19 protein-coding genes and 1 pseudogene are annotated in these 21,826 nt (G+C 53.5%); 11 read left to right on the plus strand and 9 right to left on the minus strand.

Translation table 11 applies throughout. The features are described 5' to 3' along the window. Positions 1–2: 2 nt before the first annotated feature. Both EL645_RS37620 and EL645_RS37625 read left to right on the plus strand, forming a co-directional pair. Positions 3–736 (plus strand): annotated as a pseudogene (locus EL645_RS37620) (Cof-type HAD-IIB family hydrolase); the annotation flags it as partial. Between the two features lie 147 nt (positions 737–883). Next, on the plus strand, positions 884–1,747 hold the full coding sequence (locus EL645_RS37625; protein WP_126557496.1) for a S1 RNA-binding domain-containing protein: 864 nt from the start codon (positions 884–886) through the stop codon (positions 1,745–1,747). Here EL645_RS37625 and EL645_RS37630 read toward each other — a convergent pair. From EL645_RS37630 to EL645_RS37640, 3 genes are all read right to left on the minus strand, one after another. Continuing rightward, entirely contained in the window at positions 1,744–3,522 is a 1,779-nt protein-coding gene (locus tag EL645_RS37630; RefSeq protein WP_126557497.1) for an ATP-binding cassette domain-containing protein, read from the minus strand. The genes EL645_RS37625 and EL645_RS37630 overlap by 4 nt on opposite strands. Further along, positions 3,519–5,264, minus strand: coding sequence for an ABC transporter ATP-binding protein (locus tag EL645_RS37635; RefSeq protein ID WP_246035715.1), 1,746 nt, complete (start codon positions 5,262–5,264; stop codon positions 3,519–3,521). Before EL645_RS37635 ends, EL645_RS37630 begins: the two co-directional genes overlap by 4 nt. A gap of 620 nt (positions 5,265–5,884) precedes the next feature. Further along, positions 5,885–6,493: a metallophosphoesterase family protein gene (locus tag EL645_RS37640; RefSeq protein WP_126557499.1), complete on the minus strand. Its 609-nt coding sequence runs from the start codon at positions 6,491–6,493 to the stop codon at positions 5,885–5,887. Between the two features lie 421 nt (positions 6,494–6,914). Between EL645_RS37640 and EL645_RS37645 the strand changes: the two genes are divergently transcribed. Beyond that, entirely contained in the window at positions 6,915–7,382 is a 468-nt protein-coding gene (locus EL645_RS37645; protein WP_126557500.1) for a PLD nuclease N-terminal domain-containing protein, read from the plus strand. 551 nt (positions 7,383–7,933) lie between these two features. On the opposite strand, the gene pdxR is transcribed toward EL645_RS37645, so the two are convergent. Further along, positions 7,934–9,451, minus strand: a complete 1,518-nt coding sequence (pdxR, locus tag EL645_RS37655; RefSeq protein ID WP_126557502.1) for a MocR-like pyridoxine biosynthesis transcription factor PdxR — start codon at positions 9,449–9,451, stop codon at positions 7,934–7,936. Positions 9,452–9,634: 183 nt separating this feature from the next. Here pdxR and EL645_RS37660 point away from each other — a divergent pair, with 183 nt between their 5' ends. Both EL645_RS37660 and EL645_RS37665 read left to right on the plus strand, forming a co-directional pair. After that, complete coding sequence (locus EL645_RS37660; RefSeq protein WP_126557503.1) at positions 9,635–10,093, plus strand: carboxymuconolactone decarboxylase family protein; 459 nt, start codon at positions 9,635–9,637, stop codon at positions 10,091–10,093. A 180-nt stretch (positions 10,094–10,273) separates the two neighbouring features. Further along, positions 10,274–10,843 carry a hypothetical protein gene (locus EL645_RS37665; RefSeq protein WP_126557504.1) on the plus strand — a complete coding sequence of 190 codons (570 nt, stop codon included), beginning with the start codon at positions 10,274–10,276 and terminating at the stop codon, positions 10,841–10,843. Between the two features lie 64 nt (positions 10,844–10,907). On the opposite strand, the gene EL645_RS37670 is transcribed toward EL645_RS37665, so the two are convergent. From EL645_RS37670 to EL645_RS37680, 3 genes are all read right to left on the minus strand, one after another. Continuing rightward, a complete protein-coding gene (locus EL645_RS37670; protein ID WP_126557505.1) occupies positions 10,908–12,680 on the minus strand; it encodes a sensor histidine kinase in 1,773 nt (590 codons plus the stop codon). A 215-nt stretch (positions 12,681–12,895) separates the two neighbouring features. Beyond that, positions 12,896–13,735, minus strand: a complete 840-nt coding sequence (locus EL645_RS37675) for an LLM class flavin-dependent oxidoreductase (RefSeq protein ID WP_126557506.1) — start codon at positions 13,733–13,735, stop codon at positions 12,896–12,898. A 203-nt stretch (positions 13,736–13,938) separates the two neighbouring features. After that, positions 13,939–15,240 carry an L-lactate MFS transporter gene (locus EL645_RS37680; RefSeq protein ID WP_126557507.1) on the minus strand — a complete coding sequence of 434 codons (1,302 nt, stop codon included), beginning with the start codon at positions 15,238–15,240 and terminating at the stop codon, positions 13,939–13,941. A gap of 847 nt (positions 15,241–16,087) precedes the next feature. Between EL645_RS37680 and EL645_RS37685 the strand changes: the two genes are divergently transcribed. The 5 genes from EL645_RS37685 (at position 16,088) to EL645_RS37705 (ending at position 20,094) form a co-directional block, all read left to right on the plus strand. Beyond that, on the plus strand, positions 16,088–17,632 hold the full coding sequence (locus EL645_RS37685) for an ABC transporter substrate-binding protein (RefSeq protein ID WP_126557508.1): 1,545 nt from the start codon (positions 16,088–16,090) through the stop codon (positions 17,630–17,632). A gap of 233 nt (positions 17,633–17,865) precedes the next feature. After that, on the plus strand, positions 17,866–18,264 hold the full coding sequence (locus tag EL645_RS44960) for an ABC transporter permease (protein ID WP_161978027.1): 399 nt from the start codon (positions 17,866–17,868) through the stop codon (positions 18,262–18,264). Next, the gene (locus EL645_RS44965; protein WP_126557510.1) at positions 18,248–18,670 is read left to right on the plus strand and encodes an ABC transporter permease; all 423 of its coding nucleotides are present in this window, start codon (positions 18,248–18,250) and stop codon (positions 18,668–18,670) included. The genes EL645_RS44960 and EL645_RS44965 overlap by 17 nt, the downstream gene beginning before the upstream one ends. Before the next feature lie 57 nt (positions 18,671–18,727). Beyond that, entirely contained in the window at positions 18,728–19,672 is a 945-nt protein-coding gene (locus tag EL645_RS37700; protein WP_126557511.1) for an ABC transporter permease, read from the plus strand. A gap of 164 nt (positions 19,673–19,836) precedes the next feature. Next, positions 19,837–20,094: a hypothetical protein gene (locus EL645_RS37705; protein ID WP_126557512.1), complete on the plus strand. Its 258-nt coding sequence runs from the start codon at positions 19,837–19,839 to the stop codon at positions 20,092–20,094. A gap of 51 nt (positions 20,095–20,145) precedes the next feature. Here the strand turns inward: EL645_RS37705 and EL645_RS37710 are convergent, their stop codons facing one another. After that, positions 20,146–20,388, minus strand: coding sequence for a hypothetical protein (locus EL645_RS37710; protein WP_126557513.1), 243 nt, complete (start codon positions 20,386–20,388; stop codon positions 20,146–20,148). Positions 20,389–20,585: 197 nt separating this feature from the next. Next, positions 20,586–21,023, minus strand: a complete 438-nt coding sequence (locus tag EL645_RS37715; RefSeq protein WP_126557514.1) for an organic hydroperoxide resistance protein — start codon at positions 21,021–21,023, stop codon at positions 20,586–20,588. Between the two features lie 280 nt (positions 21,024–21,303). Here EL645_RS37715 and EL645_RS37720 point away from each other — a divergent pair, with 280 nt between their 5' ends. Further along, positions 21,304–21,774: a MarR family winged helix-turn-helix transcriptional regulator gene (locus EL645_RS37720; RefSeq protein WP_126557804.1), complete on the plus strand. Its 471-nt coding sequence runs from the start codon at positions 21,304–21,306 to the stop codon at positions 21,772–21,774. Positions 21,775–21,826: the final 52 nt, after the last annotated feature.

Raw genomic sequence — 21,826 nt, forward strand, 5'->3', positions numbered from 1 at the left:
CGCGTACACTGGACGTTTTGCAACGCGCACTGGCCGCCGGGATGCGTCTCGTAATTGCCACGGGCCGTGTGCCCTATAGTGTTCATTCTGTGATCGGGAGCTCACGCTTAACGCGCCCTTGATTACCAGTAATGGAGCTACCATTATCGATACGCGCACAAATACTATTGTACACGAACAACTGGTACCTGAACAATATATATTGCCTGTGCTTGAGGCGGCCCGCCGTTTAGATCTACAGTTTTGTTATTATACCAGTGAGCAGCTCTATGCTGAAAAAACTCTATATGATCGCCACAACTGGTACCTGGCCGATGTGCCTGTACGGTCGGTACAGGATATTGTAGAGGTCTATCCCCAGCCCTGCATCAAGATAGGCGCTTATGGCGATGCGGAGACGCTTAGGGAGAAGCGTTTGGAGCTTGAGAGGCTCTTTGCTGACCAGCTGTATGTCACGCAGACCGCCGCCCAGTGGCTGGAGTTCCTGCATCCCGAGGTCTCGAAAGCTAACGCGCTGAAAACCATTACGCGCTTGCTGGATATCCAGCCTTCAGAGGTGATTGCCTTTGGTGATAACCATAACGATCTAGAGATGCTGCGCTTTGCTGGTCTGGGTGTCGCCATGGGGAATGCCCATGAAGAGGTCAAGGCAGTGGCAGATTATGTGACCTTGACCAATACTGAAGATGGCGTCGCGGATGCTTTAGAAAAGTTTGTGTTTGCCCTGCAGCCTTAATCTATGTCCGTCATATAAAGGCTCTATTGACAATCGAGGGTGTTTCAACTTTTTTATGAGGATTCTGTGCTGAAAGCAGTGTATACTTGATAATACATAAAGGTTTGCCGCATGCAGTTTGATGTGCTGTAGGAAACGAGGTGCACAATGTCTGAAGAGCACGCAGACGTGAATCCACTGCCAGAAGATACATGGTCGCTTTTGGAGGAGCATTATAAGAATGGTCGACCGTTGGTTGGGCGTATTGTAGAGTGGCTAGGGAGTCAATTGATTGTAGACATCAACGGCATTCAGGGCACCATCGAGAATGCCGTGCTGGGCTTTACCTGGCGCGTGGCTGAACTGACTGTTGATGAGCAACACCTGTCGGAGGAGGAGCTGGTCCAGCAACAACTGGAGGCGCTCAAGGGACAGCAGATCCTGGTTACGGTGCAGGCGGTTGATCGCCAGTTGCATATTCTTACCCTCTCGCAACAGATTGTTACTACCCATCCCGACACTCCTGAGCGGCGCCGCCAGCGGCAGCAGCTATTGAGCCGTTTGCGACCGGGCGATATCTGTAAGGGCAGAATTACCACTATTCATGGCCGCCACGCCAGTGTAGACCTGGGTGGCGTTGAAGGTTTTATTCTGCCACACCACATCTCCGGGCAACAGCGCTTTATTGATCCCTGGAAAGTTGTGCAGCCGGGACAAGAAGTCTCGGTGATGATCATGGAGAAGAATAAGGATACGTTGCTTCTTTCCTTGACCTATGCCCGGCGACGCGACGAGGTTCTCAGTAAACTTGCGCCTGGTGATACCTGCCCGGGTACCATCTCCGCCCTGGCCGACGAGGGTGTCTATGTCGACCTGGGTGGAGTTCTGGCTTTGATCCCTGTGGACCAGGTTGTGTCTGGCTACATTACCCACCCGGCTGATCTCTATCATCGTAGCCAAAAGGTGGTGGTCAAGCTGCAAGAGATTACAGCCGAGAAGCGGGTTACAGCCTCCCTGGTGCAGGCCGACTAGGTGTGATCCTGTCCGTCTACATCGGCCCAGAGCAGGCGCATCTCGGCACTGGTCTTCAATAGCTCGTTGAGTGTGCCCTGTGCCTCTACTTTGCCATCTTTGAGTACAATGATCCGGTCGGCGCGTTGCAGGACTGGCCGGCGGTTCGTGACCACCAGGTAGGTTTGATCGCGCCTGCTAAAAAGGCGTTCCCACAACTGCCGCTCTGTCTCGCCATCCAGGGCACTGGAGAGATCGTCCAGCACCAACAGCTCTGCCGGTCGTGCCAGCATGCGGGCCGCCGCCGTGCGCTGGGCCTGTCCGCCCGAAAGCTTCATGCCTCGACTTCCAATCTCTGTCTGTACTCCCAGCGGAAACGTCGCTACATCCTGATCCAGTACGGCCTGGTAGATCGCTTGCTGTAGCTGTGCCTTTGCCTCCGGCTGGTCGAGTAGTATATTTTCTTCCAGCGTATCGCTAAAGAGGTGTGGAACCTGGGGGGTATAGGCTGCCCTCGGCGGCACAAAGAAGTCAGCCGGGTCCTGGATGGAGCTGCCGTTCCAGCGTATCTCGCCCTCTTGTCGCGCTAGTTGGCCCAGCAACGTACGCACCAGCGTCGTTTTACCTGAGCCAACTCTGCCAACAATCGCCGTTAAAGTGCCTCGCGGTAATCGGAGATCGACCCTCTCAATCCCTTTTCCACTAGCACTATAATGATACGTGAGTTGTGTGGCCGTTACCAGTTCTAACGTATCGCTCTGAGGTTCCAAACGTATCTCTTTCACTGTCAGGGCCTGCTTTTTTAGCGAGACCGGGTGGCGCTCGACCAGTAAGCGTGCTTGGTGATCCCTGACCTGCATCAACGAGAGCATACGCCCAAGCGAGACCCGTGTCTGGGCATATTTCCCCAGGCTTGCGCCCAGATTGGTGAGCGTGCCGGTGATGTACTCCATGTAGAAGATGAAGAGCGTGATATCGCCGATACTTAGATGGGCCGAGTGGGCGCTCAACGCGGCCAGGAACAGTACCAGTCCGGTGCCCAGGCCCACGGTATTGCCCAGGACCGCGTTGACCGCATCGTTTTGCAGGCGCTCACGCAGCATCTGCACCAGGCGATGCTTGCTCAAGCGACGGAAGTGCTCGATCACCGCTTGTTCAGCGCCCGCTACCTGGATCGCCAGGGCCGCACCCAGGATCTCGCCCGCCATCCCTGTGACCTGTCCGGTGGCGTTGCGGCTGGCCTCGCGATAGCTGGCGACGCTCTTCATCCACAGGCGACCCAGCACGATCACCAGCAATAGTGGCAGCAGTACCGCCAGGGTAACCAGGGCGTCGATGCGCCATAAGATCGCCAGGGCCACCAGCGCGAAGGTCAGGTCGCCTATCTGACCAATACCCGGCGTATAAGCGATGGTCTCGCTATCATCGCGCAAGGTATTGAGTGCCTCGCCCGGCGTTACCGACAGAGCCCTGGCCCCTGGCTGCCTGAAGATATAGGCCAGCACATTGCGACTCAGCAGGCCACGGATCGGATAATGGACCTTGAGCGTGTTGTCAAAGCCGATAAACTGCATCCCCATCTGTATCATGGTTAACAGAAAGAGTGCAAGCAGCAGCAGGCCCAGGCGCAGATCAAAATGTGGCCGTTGCGAGAGCGTATCAAAGAGCTGCTGTAGCAATAAGCCAAAGGCAACCGTTGCAGCATTGGCGATAAAGGAGAGCAGCACCGCTCTGACCTCGTAAAAGAGCCGGTAGCGCAACAAACTACCGAGCAGCATGGGCAACTTTATATTCATACAGGAATCCTTCCTGACTCATGTTGTAGCAAGCGAGCGAAATGGGAAGTGGGATCCGCGGCCAGCTCGACCCGTGGACCAGCCTCCAGAATGCGCCCATCCTTAATGACCAGGATATCGTCGGCGCGCTGGATGGTGGCCAGGCGATGGGCGATGACAATGCCGGTGCGCTGCTTAAAAAGTTTATCCACCGCCTTCTCAATATATTGCTCCGTTATTGAGTCCAGGCGCGACGAAGCCTCATCCAGTATCACCAGATCTGGCTGCGTCAGGAACACGCGCGCAAAGGCCAGCAATTGCGCCTCACCAGCGGATAGTCCGTGGTCGCCCGCACCCAGCTTTGTCTCCAACTTCTCGGGCAGGGCCTCATACCAGGTCTGTAAGCCCACTTCGGCCAGCACCGCCAGGATGCGCTCATCGCTGATCGAGCGATCGAAGAAGGTCAGATTATCGCGCACCGAAGCCTGGAAGAGCTGAATATCCTGTGTGATCAAGCTCATGCGCCTGCGCAGATCCCTGAGACGCAACTCCGGTAATGGCACATCGTTCACGCAGATGCGCCCGCATTGTGGATCATACATGCGGAACAGTAGGCGTGAGAGCGTCGTCTTTCCGCCTCCGGTCCGTCCTATAATCCCCAGCACCCGGCCAGGAGCCAGCTGAAACGAGATCTGTTGGATTACCGGCTCGTCCTTCGTATAGCCGAAAGAGACCTCTTCAAACGAGACCGCGAGTGCTCCTGGAGCAAGCGTAGCCGTACCCGGGCCATCCTGAATGGCCGAGCGTGTTTGAAACAGGCCATCGATACGCCGGATGCATGCTTCAGACTGGTTAAGATCCTGTAGCTGCCATTGGATCTGGTCCAGTGGCTGCATCAGCAGGGCACTATAGACGAAGATCAGGTAGACGGTACCGGGTGAGGCGATGCCCACGCTCCATAGGTAGGCGGCCAGGACCAGTCCCAGCACTTTGCCCAGGGTGAAGAGCGCCTGTGAGATAATCCAGGGGGTCGCGCCCGACCATCCGGCATGACAGGTAGTGCTATACCAGCGGTAGAAGCGCTGGTAGAAGTGGCGCCAGATGTAGTTCATGCCGCCATTGCCGCGCACATCTTCCGCCGCTCCCAGTGACTCGCCGAGGAAGCCGAAGAATTCTGAGCTGGCCTGCCGTGCCACTACCCAGCGATCCACGGTGGGGCGGCGCATCCAGGTCAGGGCGCCAATCACCAGCAAGCAATACAGCCCCATGCTGACACTCAAGATCCAGTCGATGGTGGTCAGCACCGCCAGCATGCCCAGCAGTAGTAGCAGATGAAAAAGCATATGCACTACGAATTTGGAGAAGAAATTGGAGAGATCATTGACGTCGCCATCGATGCGCTCCAATAGCTCGCCCTGGGTATGGCTTTTGTGGAAGGCCTGGTCGAGCGTCAACACATGCGCCAGCAGATCGCTACGCAGGGCATTGGTGGCCGTCCAGGCGACCTTCTCGCAGAGGTAGGAGGAGACCACCGCTAAGCCCTGGTTGAGCAGTGAGATCGCCAGGAAAAGTAGGGCCGCCCAGATCAACATCTGTGACAGACCTTGCTTGACGGTTGTATCGATAAAGTAACCTGGAATCCTGGGATTGATCAATTGTAGCGCGATGCTGGCCAGCAAGAGTAGCACCATCAATAGCGTCGTCAACCATTGTGGGCGCAGATAGCGTGCCAGTAGCTCGAAGTAGCGTCGAAAGGGTCGCAAACTCACCATGCATCCTTTTCTGGTAGAAAGTTTTTCGTAACGTAAGGTTCACTGAGCTGTGTTCAAGTGAGGACCGCAAACCTTCCTTCCCAGGAGAGGAAGCGAACGCTGTGGTATAGCGTAGGGGGGCAGAAGATGGCAAAGTAGAGCTCAAAGATTATTTGCCGCTATACATATCTACTGGCTGAGGGGTAGCTGTGAGGACATCAGATAGAGGGTGATCAGCGGAAAAAGGCAGATCGCCGGGTTGATGGCTCAGAGTTGACCGTAGTTCGCCTGAGACATGCCTTCTGTACCTGCCAGATTTTCGTGATCATACACGATAACCTCTCTTTGGCCTATAGGCTCTCAAGAGATCGTGTAGAGAAAAAAACTGGCACACATTCATCCAGGAAAGGACGCGGTACAGAATTAGCGGCAGTCGGGCATACGAGTCAACTCCTCATTTAAGTGATTTTCTAACTAAATTCTATATTTAGCATAAACGAAGCTCAATGAATTGTCAAGCCTTTTTTCTGCTAATATATGCTTTTACTTCTTCACAGCACTGGTCGATTACTGCCTGGCAGTCTGTTCACGCAGCACCTGGAAGATCTGGCGATCGGGCAAACGTACAGCACTTAGTGTACCGGTGCGCCATGCCCCGGTATCGATACCAATCTTATACTTACCAACCAATGGCTTGTCCAGTTCATAATGGCCAAAGACCACCGTCTTACCCCAGTCATAATCGCGCTCCATAAAACCTTTCGCCCCCCACATCTTAGAAAATGGGCGGTCGACCAGAATGGTTTGCCGGGTAGGACGCCAGCATGCACATAATAAGCGTTGGCATCTTCATAATCGATGCGCGTCTGGTTCATCCATTCCCCGATTTCAGCGGGAATCTGCCCATCACAGCTCTCCCAGACTTTACGCGCACCCGGCATCAGTGGCTGCTCCTGGAAAGCGGTCCCGTCCCAGACTTCCAACCAGGCATCTTCATGATTGCCACGTAAGAAGAAACAATGCTCATACTGTTCTGGTAGCTCCTTCAACGTCCTGATCACTTCAATAGAATCCTCGCCACGATCTACATAGTCACCTAAAAAGATCAAATGGTCTTCTGGGCGCAAGGGGAGCGAAGCCAGCAAGCGTTTTAATAGCGTTACCTCGCCGTGGATATCCCCGATAGCATAGCTATTATACGTATTTGTGTTCGACTGCTCGGTGTTCTCGATCTCTGGCATGTGATCTTTACTTTCTTGTCGGTGGATGGATACTTTTGTTGGCAGCCAGGAATTTAAATCTTTACTAGCTGCATAACATGATTATATTATAATATAGTTAATTCAATATGTAAATATGCACTCTACAGTACTTTTTTTAATGTTCGCCCAGAGATCACGAGCCAGCGATACGATGGACATTCTTTCATGTGTGGAGTGTGTGTGGTGGGCGACCACCCACCACACACACTCCACCCTCCCAACCCGGCGCCGCAGGCGCCAACGACAAGCTTAAGTCTGTTAATAATGTCCCACTTTATTAAGGTGGATATTTATGAGTAGCTAATTTGTTTTACTTACCTATCCATGCTACTATAGGACCAACAAATGCTATGAACATATTACTGAAAAGCCATCGATAAATGCATGAAAGGGACAGGCCATGGGACATCTTTTCGAGTTGATTTTTGCTGTAGTGCCGACCCTCCTCTGGTTATGGGCACTGTGGCATTGTCTGCGTAATCAAGCCTTTAGTGGAGGAACGAAGTTCCTATGGCTGGCCTTTATCTTTTTTACCCATGTGTTTGGGGCCATCATCTACTTCATTTTCGCGCCCAAACGTCGGGCTGCCAGTCCATACTATCGACCACAACAACAGCAACCATACTACCGACCCTCGCGGCAGCAGCAACCATACTATCAGCCTTCGCGTACCCAGGAACCTTATTACCGTCCAACCGAGCAGCCTTCTGCCGCCCAGCCAGAAGAGTATCAATCCTACCAGCAAGGCTATGCCAGGCGCGCCGATCCACCAGCGGCTGAACAGGCTCCTACCCAACCGCCCGCCTATAATCCCTACGAGTATCCCCATGCCACCTATCCCGAACAAACCCAGCAACAACAACAATAATAATCATATGAGCGTCCCGTAATGGGGCGCTCGCTTCCTTCTCGAAAAAGCAACAATAACAACGATCTATACGTGCGGGGCTTGCCCCAATACCGTTAAGATACGAAAAATTTGAGCTCAAACATGGTGATTGCGATCGGACGACAAGCCCTCCCTCCCTTTCCCATACGACCAGGCAACAAGAAAAGAGATGTCATAGGTTCGGGCCTCAGCGCCCGATTGCCGCCCCGGTAGGGCGGCCCGGTATCTCAGCACTCAAGCACCCCGTGGTATTTGCCCTTCCTTCACGCGGTGCCCACACACGGACCATGCGTTTGGGCACCGCGTGGGTCGAGGGAGCGGTGAGGAGACCGGGCCACCCTACCGGGGTGGCAATCGGCCGCTGAGGGCCGAACCTATGAGCATCGTCTTTCTTGTCGCTTTTTCGTACAGGAAGGGAAAAGGGGGGCAAGCTCCCATCCCATGTTTGAGCTCAAATTCTTCTTAACTACATGGTATTGGGCTTGCCCCCCTTTATCCGCCCCCCGCTCGAAGAGACAACAATAATAATGCTATGCATGTAATTCTCGCAGGGTGCGGGCCAGTATCTTCACGTCTGCTTGCAACTCTTCCGGGGTGGCGCTGGCAAACCCCAGCACCAGCCCCTGCCGTGGCGCTGGCTCCTGTGAACTTTGTGCGACAGGCGTAATGGGCAGGCCATGTCTGGCGGCCTGTTGGACCACGTTCCCAATATCCATGCCTGTGGGCAGCCATGCTACCAGGTGCATGCCCGCCTCCGGTACTACCACATCCAGCATATCTCCCAGCCTTTGTTTAAGCGCGTCCACCAGCGTATTCCTGCGCTCCAGGTAGAGCAGGCGCATCTTGCGCAGGTGACGCGCGAAATGCCCCTCGACGATAAAATCGGTCAGGGCCAGTTGTTCCAGCAGGGGCAGGTGCATATCGATCAGGCGGCGTGTAGCGACCATGCCCGCCAGCAACGCCGGGGGCACAACCAGGTAGCCCAGGCGCAACGAGGGGAAGAGTACTTTACTAAAAGTGCCCACATAAATGACGTGTCCACTATTGTCCAGTCCCTGCAGCGCCTCCAGTGGACGTCCGCTGAAGCGAAACTCGCTATCGTAGTCATCCTCTAGCAGCCATGCTTGTGCCTGACGGCACCACTCTAATAGTGCCAGCCGTCGGCTCAGGCTCATCGTTACACCGGTTGGGAACTGGTGCGAAGGGGTAACGACCGCCAGCCGTGCCTCCGGACAGAGTCGCTGTCCTGCCTCGACTTTAATGCCCTCTTGATCTACGGGAACCTTGATCAGTTGAGCTCCAGACGCCAGGAGAGCACCGCGTGCGCCCTGGTAGCCGGGATCTTCGACCCAGACCTGGTCGCCTGGGTCCAGCAGGACGCGTGCCGCCAGGTCGATCGCACCTTGCGCGCCAGCCGTGAGGATGATCTGCCTGGGTGAGCAATGGACGCCCCGCGTAATGCCAATATGGGCGGCGATAGCCTCGCGTAAGGGCGCGTAACCCTGTGCGTCCTGATACAGGGAGACGTTCGGTAGTGATTGGCGCGCGTGCCTGGCTATCAGTTTGGCCCAGATGTCGTATGGAAAATATGTCACATCGGGCTGTCCAATGCTGAAGGTGGTTTTTTCGGCATTGGCCCTGGTATCGCGGTAATCATCTGGCCAGGATAGGTTGGCGAGCAACTGACCACGCCGCCCCAGGACCGTTGGGCGCGGCGTTGGCTGCCTGGTCGTATGAGATTTTTTCGTGCCCTTGCTAATCTGCAGCAACTGCTCTGGCTGTAGCCGGGCCACGCGCGTTCCATCTCCCACCTTGCTCTCAATGTAACCCTCAAGCAGCAATTGCTCGTAGGCGAGTGCTGTCGTATTGCGCGATATCCCCATCTCGCTGGCCAGTGTACGTGTTGAAGGGAGGCGTGCCCCGGCTTCAAGCTGGCCCTCCAGAATTGCCGCGCGCAACCTTTCATATAGCTGTTTGTACAGCGGCGCTGACGCATTCTGATCTAACGTAATCTCAGGTTTCCTGGTCGCTATCACCCGCTTAGACATCTCTACGTCTTCCTTTAATTCAATTAATTTCACCGGCGTTATATATCTCGTTAATGGCCTCTATAGTATAGTGTATAATGGCTCTTTTAACAATACCATTATGGTGTTATTATGTTCCTGGAAACGAAATGAAAAAGCTCAGTAAACGAGTCAACGCACAAATACAGACAAGGAGAGATATCTATGTCAACTAGAATGAATTATGGTAAAGCCGCACCAGGTGCAATGCGCGCCATGAGTAGCCTTGAAAAGTATATCGCCGATTGTGGACTTGAGCCTGCCCTGAAGGAGCTTGTCAGGCTGCGTGCCTCCCAGATCAATGGCTGCGCCTACTGTGTGGATATGCATAGCCTGGATGCGCGCGCCGGAGGTGAAACGGAGCAGCGACTCTATGCCCTGCCCGTCTGGCAGGAGACCCCGTTCTTCAGTGAGCGTGAGCGTGCCGCTCTGCTCTGGACAGAGAAGCTAACATTGATCTCGGTCGACCATGTGCCCGATGAAGTCTATGCGCAGGTGAGCCCACACTTCAGCGAGACCGAACTGACCAACCTGACCCTGCTCGTCGCCACCATCAACGCCTGGAACCGTTTCGCCATCAGTTTCCGCTCCGAGCCCGGTCACTACCAGCCCTCCGCAAGCTAACATTACCGGGTAGCGTGCTACAATTAGCACGCTACTCCAGCCTCCAATTCTCCTCACCTCAGCATATATAATACTATCGATAATCCGTACTATTAAATAACACTGTGTTCTATAATGCGCTTTATATAATTGAAAAAGTGATGTTCATTGCTTTTGCATTCAAATTTATGTATAATTGATGTGGAAGAGGTTTCTATCATAGCCGGATGGGATATCCTCAACGTTCTCAAAAAAATTTTTAGGAGTATATTTATAGTGGTAAAAGCAATTGATTTCACGCCCCAGGAATGGGAAACTCTGCGCAGCCTGCCGTTTGTTGTTGCGGGAACCTCCCTGGCAGTTATCCACATCAGTGCCTTCAAAGCGGTGAAAGCAGCGCTTTCAATTAATTCGATTGTGCATGATACCAGCACACAATTTCCTGACAACGAGTTGATTCAGGATATTATTGGTGGCAGGCACGTGGACCATCCGGAGCATGATAAGCTGGTCGAAGAAAATCAAAGCGGCGGAAAAGAGGCCGCCATTGCTTTGCGCAATAGCATGAGTGAGCAAGCTATCAATATACTCAACCAGAAGAACCAGCCTCACGTCTCCCAGCAATACAAACAATGGCTGCTCCTGATTTCACGTGAAGTGATGCACAAAGCAGAGGCCCACGGCTTCCTCGGCCTCGGCAAGGATAAATCAGAGTCTGAAGTTAGCGCAGCGCTCCAGGATTATTCCCGGGTGTTGCAACTCTCAGAATAAATAGTATATGCGGTGCGGCTGCGTTTCTCCCGCACTGCATATACTATTTATTCTGGTCACTTTTTCACGATTTCATGCCGGTTGAGGGGATGGAGAACCAGAAGATTGAGCCGTGACCAGGAATGCTTTCGACTCCCACCTGGCCTTTATGGTGCTCAATCAGCATACGGCAAAGATAAAAATTCATGCCCATGCTTAGATCGAGCTCGTTCTGCGGGGCCGTCCCCTGGGAACGATAGAGGCGGTCCCAGATACGTTCCTGCTCTTGTAGCGCGATGCCCGGGCCTTTATCTTGAACGCTGATATAGGCTTGCGATAAATCAATCCGCAGGCGCACCGCGATAGGTTGATCGATTGGCGACTGATGATGGGCATTGGTCAGATATATTTGTATGACCTGCTTGATGCGTATGGCATCGACGTTGGCCCATAGTTCTTGTGGTGGCAGGGCGAGCGTAACCTGGCGATCGGGATATTGCTGCTGATGATGTTTCACCGCCTCCTGGATGAGCGCTGTCAACTCGTATGGCCGGGGGTGGATTTCCAGTAACTTTTTCTGGATTTGTGCATCGTCGATCAGATTTCTGATAATACGTTCCTGGATGCGCGCACTATCGCTGGCCGCTTCCAGGGGATCGCGTAACAGCTCGATTTTTTTACTGATGCCCTCTCCTTCCTCTCTGATCTGATCGTTCAGTTTCTCCAAACGTCGCAAGGCTAATTGAATATTGCCCATGGTCGAGGTCAGTGGCGTTTTCAGTTCGTGGCTGGCCAGGTCCAGGAAGGTATTGATAATCTGGCCGGTTGCCTGCAAAACCAGATCATTGCCCTTTTCCTGATCCATAGAGGCGACTGGTCGCACATATTCGATCATCAGGGTGGTCAGGGTTGCCACCGCCTGTACTAACTCGCTCTCTTCAGCATTACAAGGACAATCCCTGCCGAGCACAAACATGCCTACGAGCTCCTGCTTCACAAACAAAGGTGTCCAGAAGAGATATGAGGCCGGGAAGTCAACGGCACGCAAAAATGGGATGCGCATATGTTCACGGTCAACCATGACCTGCTGATGCTCATACAACTGCGCAATCTCATGCGGGTCGAGGAAGTCCTCAAGCCCGTAGCGTCCACTATTCTGCCAGCGTAGTTCGGCCTGCTCTGGTGTCAGGCCTCCAAAAGCTATGTAATATAGCCGCTGATCGAGTGATCCCAGTGAGAAAAGGAAGACAGCTTGCCCGCCCAGCAGGCCGCGAATCAGATCGGCCAGGTGTTGCCCGATAATGTGGATGGAAGAAGGCAGCGAGAGCGCCTCTTCGGGTGGCGAGGCCGCGAGCAGATCGTGCAGGTGGGCGATCGCATTGATCAAGGATAACAGGGCGGTATTGTTCCGGCTGGTGTTAGCCTGTGTTTGATAAAACTCTGTCAGATTATGCAGCTGACAGATAATCCCTGTTGGCTTTTCCTGATCCTTTAGGAGGGTATAAACGACATCTATGCATACCGTACCACCCGAAGGTAAAAAGCACAGGAGCGGTTGTTTTTGTATTGATGAGTTTGCCAGACTTAATAATTTCTCAAGATTGATACGAGGCGAGATGGGGCGATATTGGAGATCATATGCCCGGCGATAGCTAAACAGTTGTTCAAATGAGGTGCCTGGAGGTATCTGCTGTTGAGATAACTCCAGGAGATTGAACGCAGCCTCATTTATCCACTGGATCTTGCCCTCCATGTCGATAATAATGATACCTTCCGTCATCTTTGACATGATCGCTTCAAATTGATCTGTCAGCAATGACGGTATGCTTGTTGATGATCTGTTGGTTTTTTCATTCATGGTTGAAGCAGATGATCTTTGTGGGTGGGAAGAACATACATTTTTGGGCCACTTTTTAGCTGGCCCTTCATTATTAATTGCCCTCGGGTAATGGTCCTCCAAATCTCACTTCCTTTTTGTGCTCAACGAGCAGGGACCGACTCATCTTTATTACTGCTCGCTAGTTAGCAGTGTACCACACCCTTGTTTGCTTCTACCACCCTTGTAAGATCCGTTTAGCTGGGTGGCCCTTGCTGGATGCGCGTGAGGGCTTGTTTGCTTTCGCCAGGATCGGGTAAAATAAATTCAACCCACCATGTCGCACCTGCGGCTGCAAAGGGCTCAACGTGGGCACGTGCCCTGACTGGATCATCACCAGGGCTGTTTCCGCCTGCTACCAGGTCAAAGGGTGCCTGATTGGCGCGCTGCTCGCTGACAAATGTGTGGATGGCCTGGATATCATGCGGTTTGATAGATCCATCTCCTTGAGCATCGGCCACTTTGGCGGGACAAAAGCCATCCCAGCGCGCAGCCCGCAGGGCAGGCGCTTTACGTGGCCAGAAGCCGCCGATCCAGATGGGAATGCGGGGACGTTGTACTGGTCGTGGGGCGAACGTGACATCATTCACCGTATAATGTTTGCCGTGATGGGCGTATGGTTCCCCACTCATCAATCCCGCCAGGATCTCCAGCCCCTCGTCCAGCATCTCGGCACGCTGCTTTTCGTCCGCCGTCTCGCCAAAGTGGCGATCCTGAGCATCACCCAGCCCGAAACCAATAATCAGACGCCCATGCGAAAGATGGTCCAGTGTAATGGCCTCGCGCGCCAGTTTCCAGGGCAACCTGGACGGCAAGGGCGTCACGCTAATGCCCAGCTGTACACGTTGGGTACGCAAGGCGATCGCCGTCAGCGCCAGCCAGGGATCATACGTGACATTTTTCTCACCCCAGTAGACGATGTAATCCTCCAGGAATACACCATCCCAGCCCGCCTCTTCCGCAGCCTGCGCATACTCAACCAGGCGCTCTACATCGCCATCGATACCCGATAGAGGCAATGTTACTCCATATTTCATCGCAGCTCTCCTCTCTTAACTATTCAATCCTGATTAGAAGTATAGCTTTCTTTTATGTCATCTTCTGTCATATTTCAGGCTTAAAAAGTTGTTCTGAGTATGGAAGCGCTATGGGAGATCGCTGGGGATAAGACATAGCTGCCGTTATTTTCCAATAGATAGCGGCAGCTATGTCTTATGGATACAATATTGCGCGCTCGGCTTCAGGCTTTGTCGCTGGCCACGATCTCGACGAAATCGTTGCGCTGGCGACGATTTAGAACGCGTGCCAGCAGAGGTAGGGCACAGGACACCGCCAGGATGACCACGATCACATAGATGGCGGTATGGTAATCCATATTGGAGATCAGGATCGGACCAACGATGCCGCCGGCGCTCCAGGCTGTGAGCATGGCTCCGTAGATGGTACCAGAATTTTTGGCGCCGAAGAAGTCAGCGGCAAAGGCCGGCATGGTGCCGAAGCCACCACCATAGCAGAGGCCGATCAGCGCGCCCGGGATCAGGAGCAGGCCGAAGCCGCCCGCGCCGATCTGGGCCAGCACCAGGAAAGCGACGATCTGGACGATAAAAATGGCCAGGAAGGTAAATGGACGACCGATGGCGTCCGAGAGCCAGGCCCAGAACAGGCGCCCCAGTCCGTTGAAGACCGAGATGGTACTGACGAAGTATCCGGCCGTGATGGCATCCACCACGGTGAATTTTTGAGCCAGCGGTGAGGCGACGGCGATCAAGGCTGCGCCAGCCGTTACATTGAGCGCCAGCGTGAGCCAGAGCACATACCAGCGTGGTTCGCGCAGCGCCTCGCCCAGCGTATAATCTCGCCTGGTGCGCACGGCCTGGTTGGTCTCTGATGGGGTCCAGCCAGCAGGTGTGTATCCCTCAGGCGCCCGGCGGAAGAACTGGGCCGCTCCGACCACGACGATCAGGTAGATGATTCCAAGATAGATAAATGTCGATGCGGTGCCAATCGATTTAGGCGTCAGCAGTGGTGGAACCGTCTGCGCGATGAGCAGCGCGCCCAGACCGAAGCCCGCGACCGCCAGCCCGGTAATAAAACCGCGCCGATCGGGAAACCAGCGTAGTAGCATGGCTAGCGGCACAATATAACCGAGTCCAATGCCGATGCCGCCGATAATTCCATAGGTGAGATACAGTAAATAAACATTGTGGGTTGGTAGCGTCAGGCCCGCGAGCACAATGCCCAATCCATAAAGAATGCCGCCCACGGTCGCGATGGCTCTGGGACCATAGCGCAGCTGTAGATATCCTCCAAAGGCGGCCGTAACACCAAGAGCCAGTAGCGTAATCGAGAAAGTTAAGCTAATGGGTGCGAGTTGCGCGGCTGTCACTTTGGCGGTTGGGACACCATTGAACAGGCCCGCGATAGGTTTGGAAAAGACGCTCCAGGCGTAGACCGAGCCCAGAGCAAGCTGTAACACAAAAGCGGCGATTGCGATCAGCCAGCGATTCGGCTGTGTCGAGGTATTGATCGATGAACTACTCATAGTTGAATCCCTCCATGCCGTGGTTCACATTAACAGGCAAAGTATACCACATCAATCCCGCCCTCCGTTGCCTGCAGCCCTATTTGACCGGCTTTCTTTTGCGTGTATCTGCACCGCGCATCAAAGAAAAAGTCAGGGCTTTTTCATGTTCCTCTTTGGCGCCTGCGGCGCCGGGTTGGGAGTGCGGAGTGTATGGTGGGCGGCCGCCCACCATACACTCCGCGCGCCTTTGGCACTCAAGAAGTTTTATTGTATGGTGCAAAAACGTGCGCTCAGCGCGCGCCTTTGGCACTCAAGAAGTTTTATTGTATGGTGCAAAAACGTGCGCTCAGCGCGCGCCTTTGGCACCACACAATAAAAAAACTCGGGCGCGTCAGCGCACGTCCACACAAGAGAGGAACTCTTCCCCATGATAATGGGGGTAAGACACATCCATAAAAGCCCTGGAAAAAGTTATATAAACTTGACAAAATATATATGCGCGTTTTACTATCTTGAGTATCCCATAGATTTTTCCGCTATATGTATAGACAACTGTATTGCGTACACGTACTGTCTTCTCAGGAGAAGACACACCTGCTATTCGTTTGAGTACGGCTCAAACCAGTCAAACATCCATAGAATTTTAAATATCTCATCACCTGAATCCCAAAATTTGCTATGTGGCAGGATCAAACTCGTGCTGCTTGCGCCATGAGGGCAAAGGTGCTGAAACATATGATGACAGCGTTGTTGATTACTTTTTTATAGGTATCATACCTGTGAATTCATGGAGTTGATGTACATGACATATTTTTCTCCCAAAGGCACAAGACCTCTAGTAATTTTCCAGGCTAGACGTTCTGCCATGACACTTGCGGTCATCCTCATGACCATGATGGCTTTTCTAGCGGCCTGTGGTGGTAGTGGCACGAATCAGCCACAAACGCCCCAATCCAAGGTGGGTGGTGACCTTGCAGTTGGTCTGAATTCCGATGTCGTAACACTGGACCCCCTGAAGTCCACGGCCCTGGTAGATCGGCAGGTGATGCTCAATATCTACGATACATTGGTAAGGATCGATGCGCAGAATCAGATCCAGCCAGACCTGGCCACATCGTGGACGCAGCCGAATGCTAAAGAGTTGGATTTTACCCTGCGCACAGATGTCAAGTTCCAGGACGGGACCCCGTTTAATGCCGATGCCGTTGTTTTTAACATTAGCCGTATCCTCTCCACGCCGGCCTCTCCCCGCTATAGCGAGCTATCCAGCGTAAAGTCTGTGCAGGCAATCGATGCCTCGCATGTGCGTTTTAACCTGAAGCGTGCCTTTTCACCCTTACTGGCGACGCTGACAGACCGCTCGGGCATGATCTTATCCCCAACCGCCATCCAGAAGTTGGGGGCCAATCTGGGCAATGAACCCACCGATGCGGGTAGTGGCCCCTTCGTCTTTAGTGAGTGGATAAAGAGCGATCACCTGACCATTAAGCGCAACCCGCACTACTGGCAGAAGGACGCGCAGGGGATCGCGCTGCCTTATCTAAGCTCAGTCAAATATCGTCCCATTACCAACGAGAGTGTCGAGTTCTCAAATCTCCAGACCGGAGCGATCCAGGCCTCCGATACTGTGGGTGCTACCAATGTCGCTACCGCCAGGTCTAGCAGCAACCTGATCTATAAGCAGATTCCTGGCTTGAGCTTCTACGGCATGATGCTCAATACCAAAGTCGCCCCCTTTAACGATGTTAATGTGCGCCAGGCAGTGGCCTGGGGTGTTAATAAGGAAGAGATTGTCTCAAATGTCTTGAAGGGGCTGGGTAGTGTGGCTCAGGGACCTATTCCACCCAGTAGCTGGGCTTTTAATAAGGATTTCGCGCCCTATACCTATTCGGTGGATAAAGCTAAGGCGGCCCTGGCTAAGAGCGGCAAGAACAGCGTCACCTTTACGCTCTCCATTTCTAGTGGTTCACCCGCGCTGACACAGCAGGCCCAGTTTATCCAATCAGAATTACAGCCTGCGGGCATTACCGTCAACATCAAGCAGGAACCCTTTGCGACGCTGCTGAGCGATACCTCTGACCATAACTTTGTGGCGGCCCTGCTTGGTTGGAGTGGTCGGCCCGATCCCGATGGCAATATGTATTCATATTTCCATACCGGGGGCGGCAACAACAACATGCAGTATTCCAATCCGCAGGTAGACAAACTGCTGGAAGATGCGCGTGCCACCACCGATCAGCAGACACGTACCACCGATTATCAGCAGGCAGAGCAGCAGATTATGGTAGATGTCCCCTATGTCTTCATCTACCATGGGAATGCGATTCAAGCCACCACCACCAAAGTTAAAAACTTTACCATTCTGCCCACCACCATTATGAACTTTAGCAATGTGTATCTGGGTCAATAAGCCGCCTCGCTAGCTCCCTTCGCGGGAGTGAGCACCTGCCTGGTGCTTGCTCCCGCCTGGGGTTGTTGTTGTTTGCTTGAAAGGAGAGACTGCGTGACGCGTTACACCGTACAGAGGATACTCTTTTTCCTGCCTGTCGCCTTGCTGGTAAGCTTCATCACGTTCTTTACCATCCACCTGGTCCCCGGCGATCCCGCGCGTGTACTGCTGGGCGAGGAGGCTACCCCCAGGCTGTGGCCGCGCTACGGCAGCAACTTGGACTTAACCAATCGCTACCGGTGCAGTTTGGCCTCTGGTTCTGGCAGGCTATCCACGGTAATCTGGGCCAATCCATCCAGTTTCAGCAGCCAGTATCAGAGCTGATCGGCCAGCGTCTCCCCGTTACCGCTGAGCTGGGCTTTTGTTCGCTGCTCCTCTCGCTCTTGATCGCTTTCCCATTGGGTATTTACGCGGCCACCCACCGCAATAGCTGGATCGATTGGCTGGTCAATATTCTGGCCCTGCTGGGAACGGCCATTCCAAGCTTCGTTATCGGCCTCTTGCTCTTATTCTTACTGGCCGTCTCGTTGCGCTTCTTCCCGCCGGGAGGTTACGTCCCCTTTAACCAGGACCCCTGTGGAAAATCTGCATGACCTGATTCTACCCATGCTCACCCTCAGCCTGGGCTCGATTGCCGTAAATATGCGACAACTGCGCGCCAGTATGATCGAGGTGTTAAATCAGGACTACATTCGGACGGCGCGGGCCAAGGGGATCGTTGAGCGCAGGGTGCTCTACCTGCATGCGCTGAGGAATGCCATTCTACCGGTCCTGACTATTGTAGGTATTCAGGTCGGCGCTATTCTGGCCGGTACCTTTGTGGTTGAGTCTATTTTTCTCTGGCCTGGCGTCGGCCAACTGGCCGTCTCCAGCATCTTAGCCAAAGATTATCCGGTGGTACAGGGCATCGTCTTGCTCTCGGCTATCTCGTATATGCTGGCTAACCTGCTGGTAGATTTGAGCTACGGACTTTTGAATCCACAGATTCGCTTCCATTAAAACCGGTCCCATCATCCATCCATCCCACTATCTGGCTTATATCTTTCGGAGGTAGGCATGGCCGTATCGACCAATGTACATGATGAAGAAAACAGAGATAAACAGGCGCGCGTCACACCTTCCACGCGTAGTCCGGGTGAGCGCTGGCGCGCTATTGTACTCTCATTCAGGCGTGACCCGCGCTGGTGGTTCGCCATCGTCCTGCTGCTATTTGTGCTGGCCGCCATCTTTGCTCCCTGGATCAGCCCCTATTCCCCCACCCTCTACCATCCGGCCGTGGCCACGCAGGGTCCCACTGTCGCGCACTGGCTGGGAACGGATGCATTGGGGCGCGACCAGCTGAGCCGTATTATCTATGGCACCCGTATCTCGCTCTCGGTCGGGGTCGTTACCATCCTGATTGGAGGTATTATCGGTACTGCCCTGGGCCTGATCGCCGCTTACAGCAAAGGCTGGGTGGACCAGATCATCGCCATCGTCGTTGATGCCCTGCTCTCATTTCCATCCTTGATCCTTGCTCTGGCCCTGGTGACGGCGCTGGGACCCAGCATTATCAACCTGGCCATTGCCCTGGCGGTGGTGCGTATCCCTATCTATGCGCGTCTCGCCCGTGGCCAGACCCTGCAGATCACCACCCAGGACTACGTGGCCGCCGCCCACGTCACGGGCACGCCGACCTGGAAAATCCTGCTGCGCCACGTCTTCCCCAATATTTTTAGCCCCCTGCTGGTGCAGGCAACCATCTCCATCTCCCTCACCATCCTGGACGAAACCGTGCTCAGCTTTCTTGGCCTGGGTGTGCAGCCGCCGACACCGGAATGGGGTACCATGATCAACGACGCGCAACAATACCTGAGCAGCGACCCCTGGATGATGTTTGGTCCGGCCCTCACCATCATCATTCTCCTCATCAGCATGAACCTGCTGGGCGATGCCGTCAGAGACCGGCTAGACCCGCGCTCCCATCACACTGTCAGCCTGAGCACCCCCGGCCAGGCATAGCTCACCAGCACTCACTCTAAGTACAACTGTCATACGATCATTGCGCTGAAGTAATGGTCGTATGACGGCTCTGCCGTATGAGCTCGTTTCTAATGTTTCCTGTCACTATTACCAGAGTTGCCGCGTGCTTGCTATAAATGGATTTTTTAAGAAGGGAGAACCACATGGGCGAGCAGCAAAGGTGCGACAGCTCTGAGAAGCGCATGCTTGTACGTGAGCAAATTCTCCAGGCAATCGTGCAGATGAGCCTGCAAGATGGATCACTCAGCGCATCCCTCTACGTCATTCTGGATGCGCTTGAAGAGCAAGGCCAATGCGAGACCGCTGCCATTGAGCAGGCGATCGAGGAGATTAATACGTTTGAGGACGTGCTCCATTCTCTACGGGAGGATTTAAATGTTCTGCACAAGCTCAGCAAATAATCTGGTCTGGCGCCATACTTTCTTTTGCATATTAAAGAGCTTTCAGCAGCACTAGGCTTTGCCTATGATCTGGTGGGCTGCGACATGAAAATGGTAACCAGAGTAATCTTCAAGCACATAGACGAGCCCCTGTTCGCGCCTCAAATATTTCCAGGTAACCGTTCCTTTGGCCTGGCCATCATCGAATGTTACCTGTTCATTGAGCTGATAATCGCCACCGGAAAACAACTCTCCATAGATCTTGCAGTACTGGCGATACATAAGTAAACGAAATTTAGGGGTGTCTTTGTACATGCAGGGCTCCTTACCCGAAGAGGTATCAATATGTATAGAGGAAGACTATTCTGTTTCTAAGTATGCCAGAGTTTTAGAAAAAATCTCAAGCTAATAGTACCTCTGGTAAGGATGCAGGTTTGGTTATGGCGCGACCACCGGCAAACACTATCTTTTCCCCGGTGGTCGCGCGGTTTTAGCAGCGGCAAACAATGCTATCAGGCAATTGCGAGCGGCTGCTCTTCAAAGTAGAGTCTGACAGGAATATTGCCACGTGTGGCGTTGGAGTAGGGGCATACCTGGTGCGCGAGTTCGACCAGCTTTTCGCCAGTTTCCTGATCCACATCGGGAATAAAGACATGCAGCTCAACCTCAAGTCCAAAGGCACCCTCTCCCACTGGCCCGATACCAGCCTTTGCCGTCACGGTTGAAGCACTGGCATCCACCTTCTGGCGACGTGCCGTCAGCATCAACGCAGATTGGAAACAGGCCGCATAGCCAGCCGCGAACAACTGCTCTGGATTGGTGCCCTCACCACCAGGGCCGCCCATCTCCTTTGGCACACTCAGCTTTACCGCCAGATGCCCATCCGATGACTGTGCTTGTCCATCGCGTCCACCATGGACGGTTGCTTCCGCTGTATAGAGAACCTTCATTATCTCAGCTACCTTTCGTATATTTGAATTTTTTATGGGTATAAATTGAGGGAAATTAAATTGTACACAATTTAATTTCCCTCAATTTATACCCTATTATTCAGGATACTGTCAAGGGCCAGGGCAACATTGGAGGGAAATATGGCCTGTGCCAGCGCCTCCCAATATTGACTTGACTTCCATTTAATTGTGTGCTATACAATTGTACTCAAGTGAGTTGGAAGGAGGAATACGCGCTATGACGGATGAGACAGAACAAGAGAGATGGCCCTTTGAAGATATGAACATACCTGGCAGCGCTGCGCTCTCAGAAGTGCACATCGAGGATATGCTGTGTTTTGCCTTGTACTCGGCCTCACGGGCCGCGATGGATGTGTATCGACCTTTGCTGGATGAAGTGGGGCTGACTTATCCACAATACCTGGTGATGATTGTGCTATGGGAGCATGAAAAGCTCTCGGTTAAGGAGATTGGCCAGATCCTGCACCTGGATTCAGGCACGCTCTCTCCGCTGCTGAAGCGCCTGGAGTCTATGGACTTTATTACACGGCAGCGCCGAGCGAGCGACGAGCGTATCGTAGATATTACCCTCGCGGATGCCGGACGTGCCTTGAAAGTCCATGCGAGCACAATTCCTGCACAGATTAGTTGCCAGTATGGGATAGAGTTTGATGAATATCTCGAGCTCCTGGGCCGGCTCAAAAAGCTCACCGACCACCTCTCCGCACCCGCAGTTACGCAGCACATATGAGCACGGGGAAGATGGACACGCACGAGGAGGAAGCAGGTGCAAGACCCGCAGG

This window comes from Dictyobacter kobayashii (assembly GCF_003967555.1).
Classification (GTDB): domain Bacteria; phylum Chloroflexota; class Ktedonobacteria; order Ktedonobacterales; family Ktedonobacteraceae; genus Dictyobacter; species Dictyobacter kobayashii.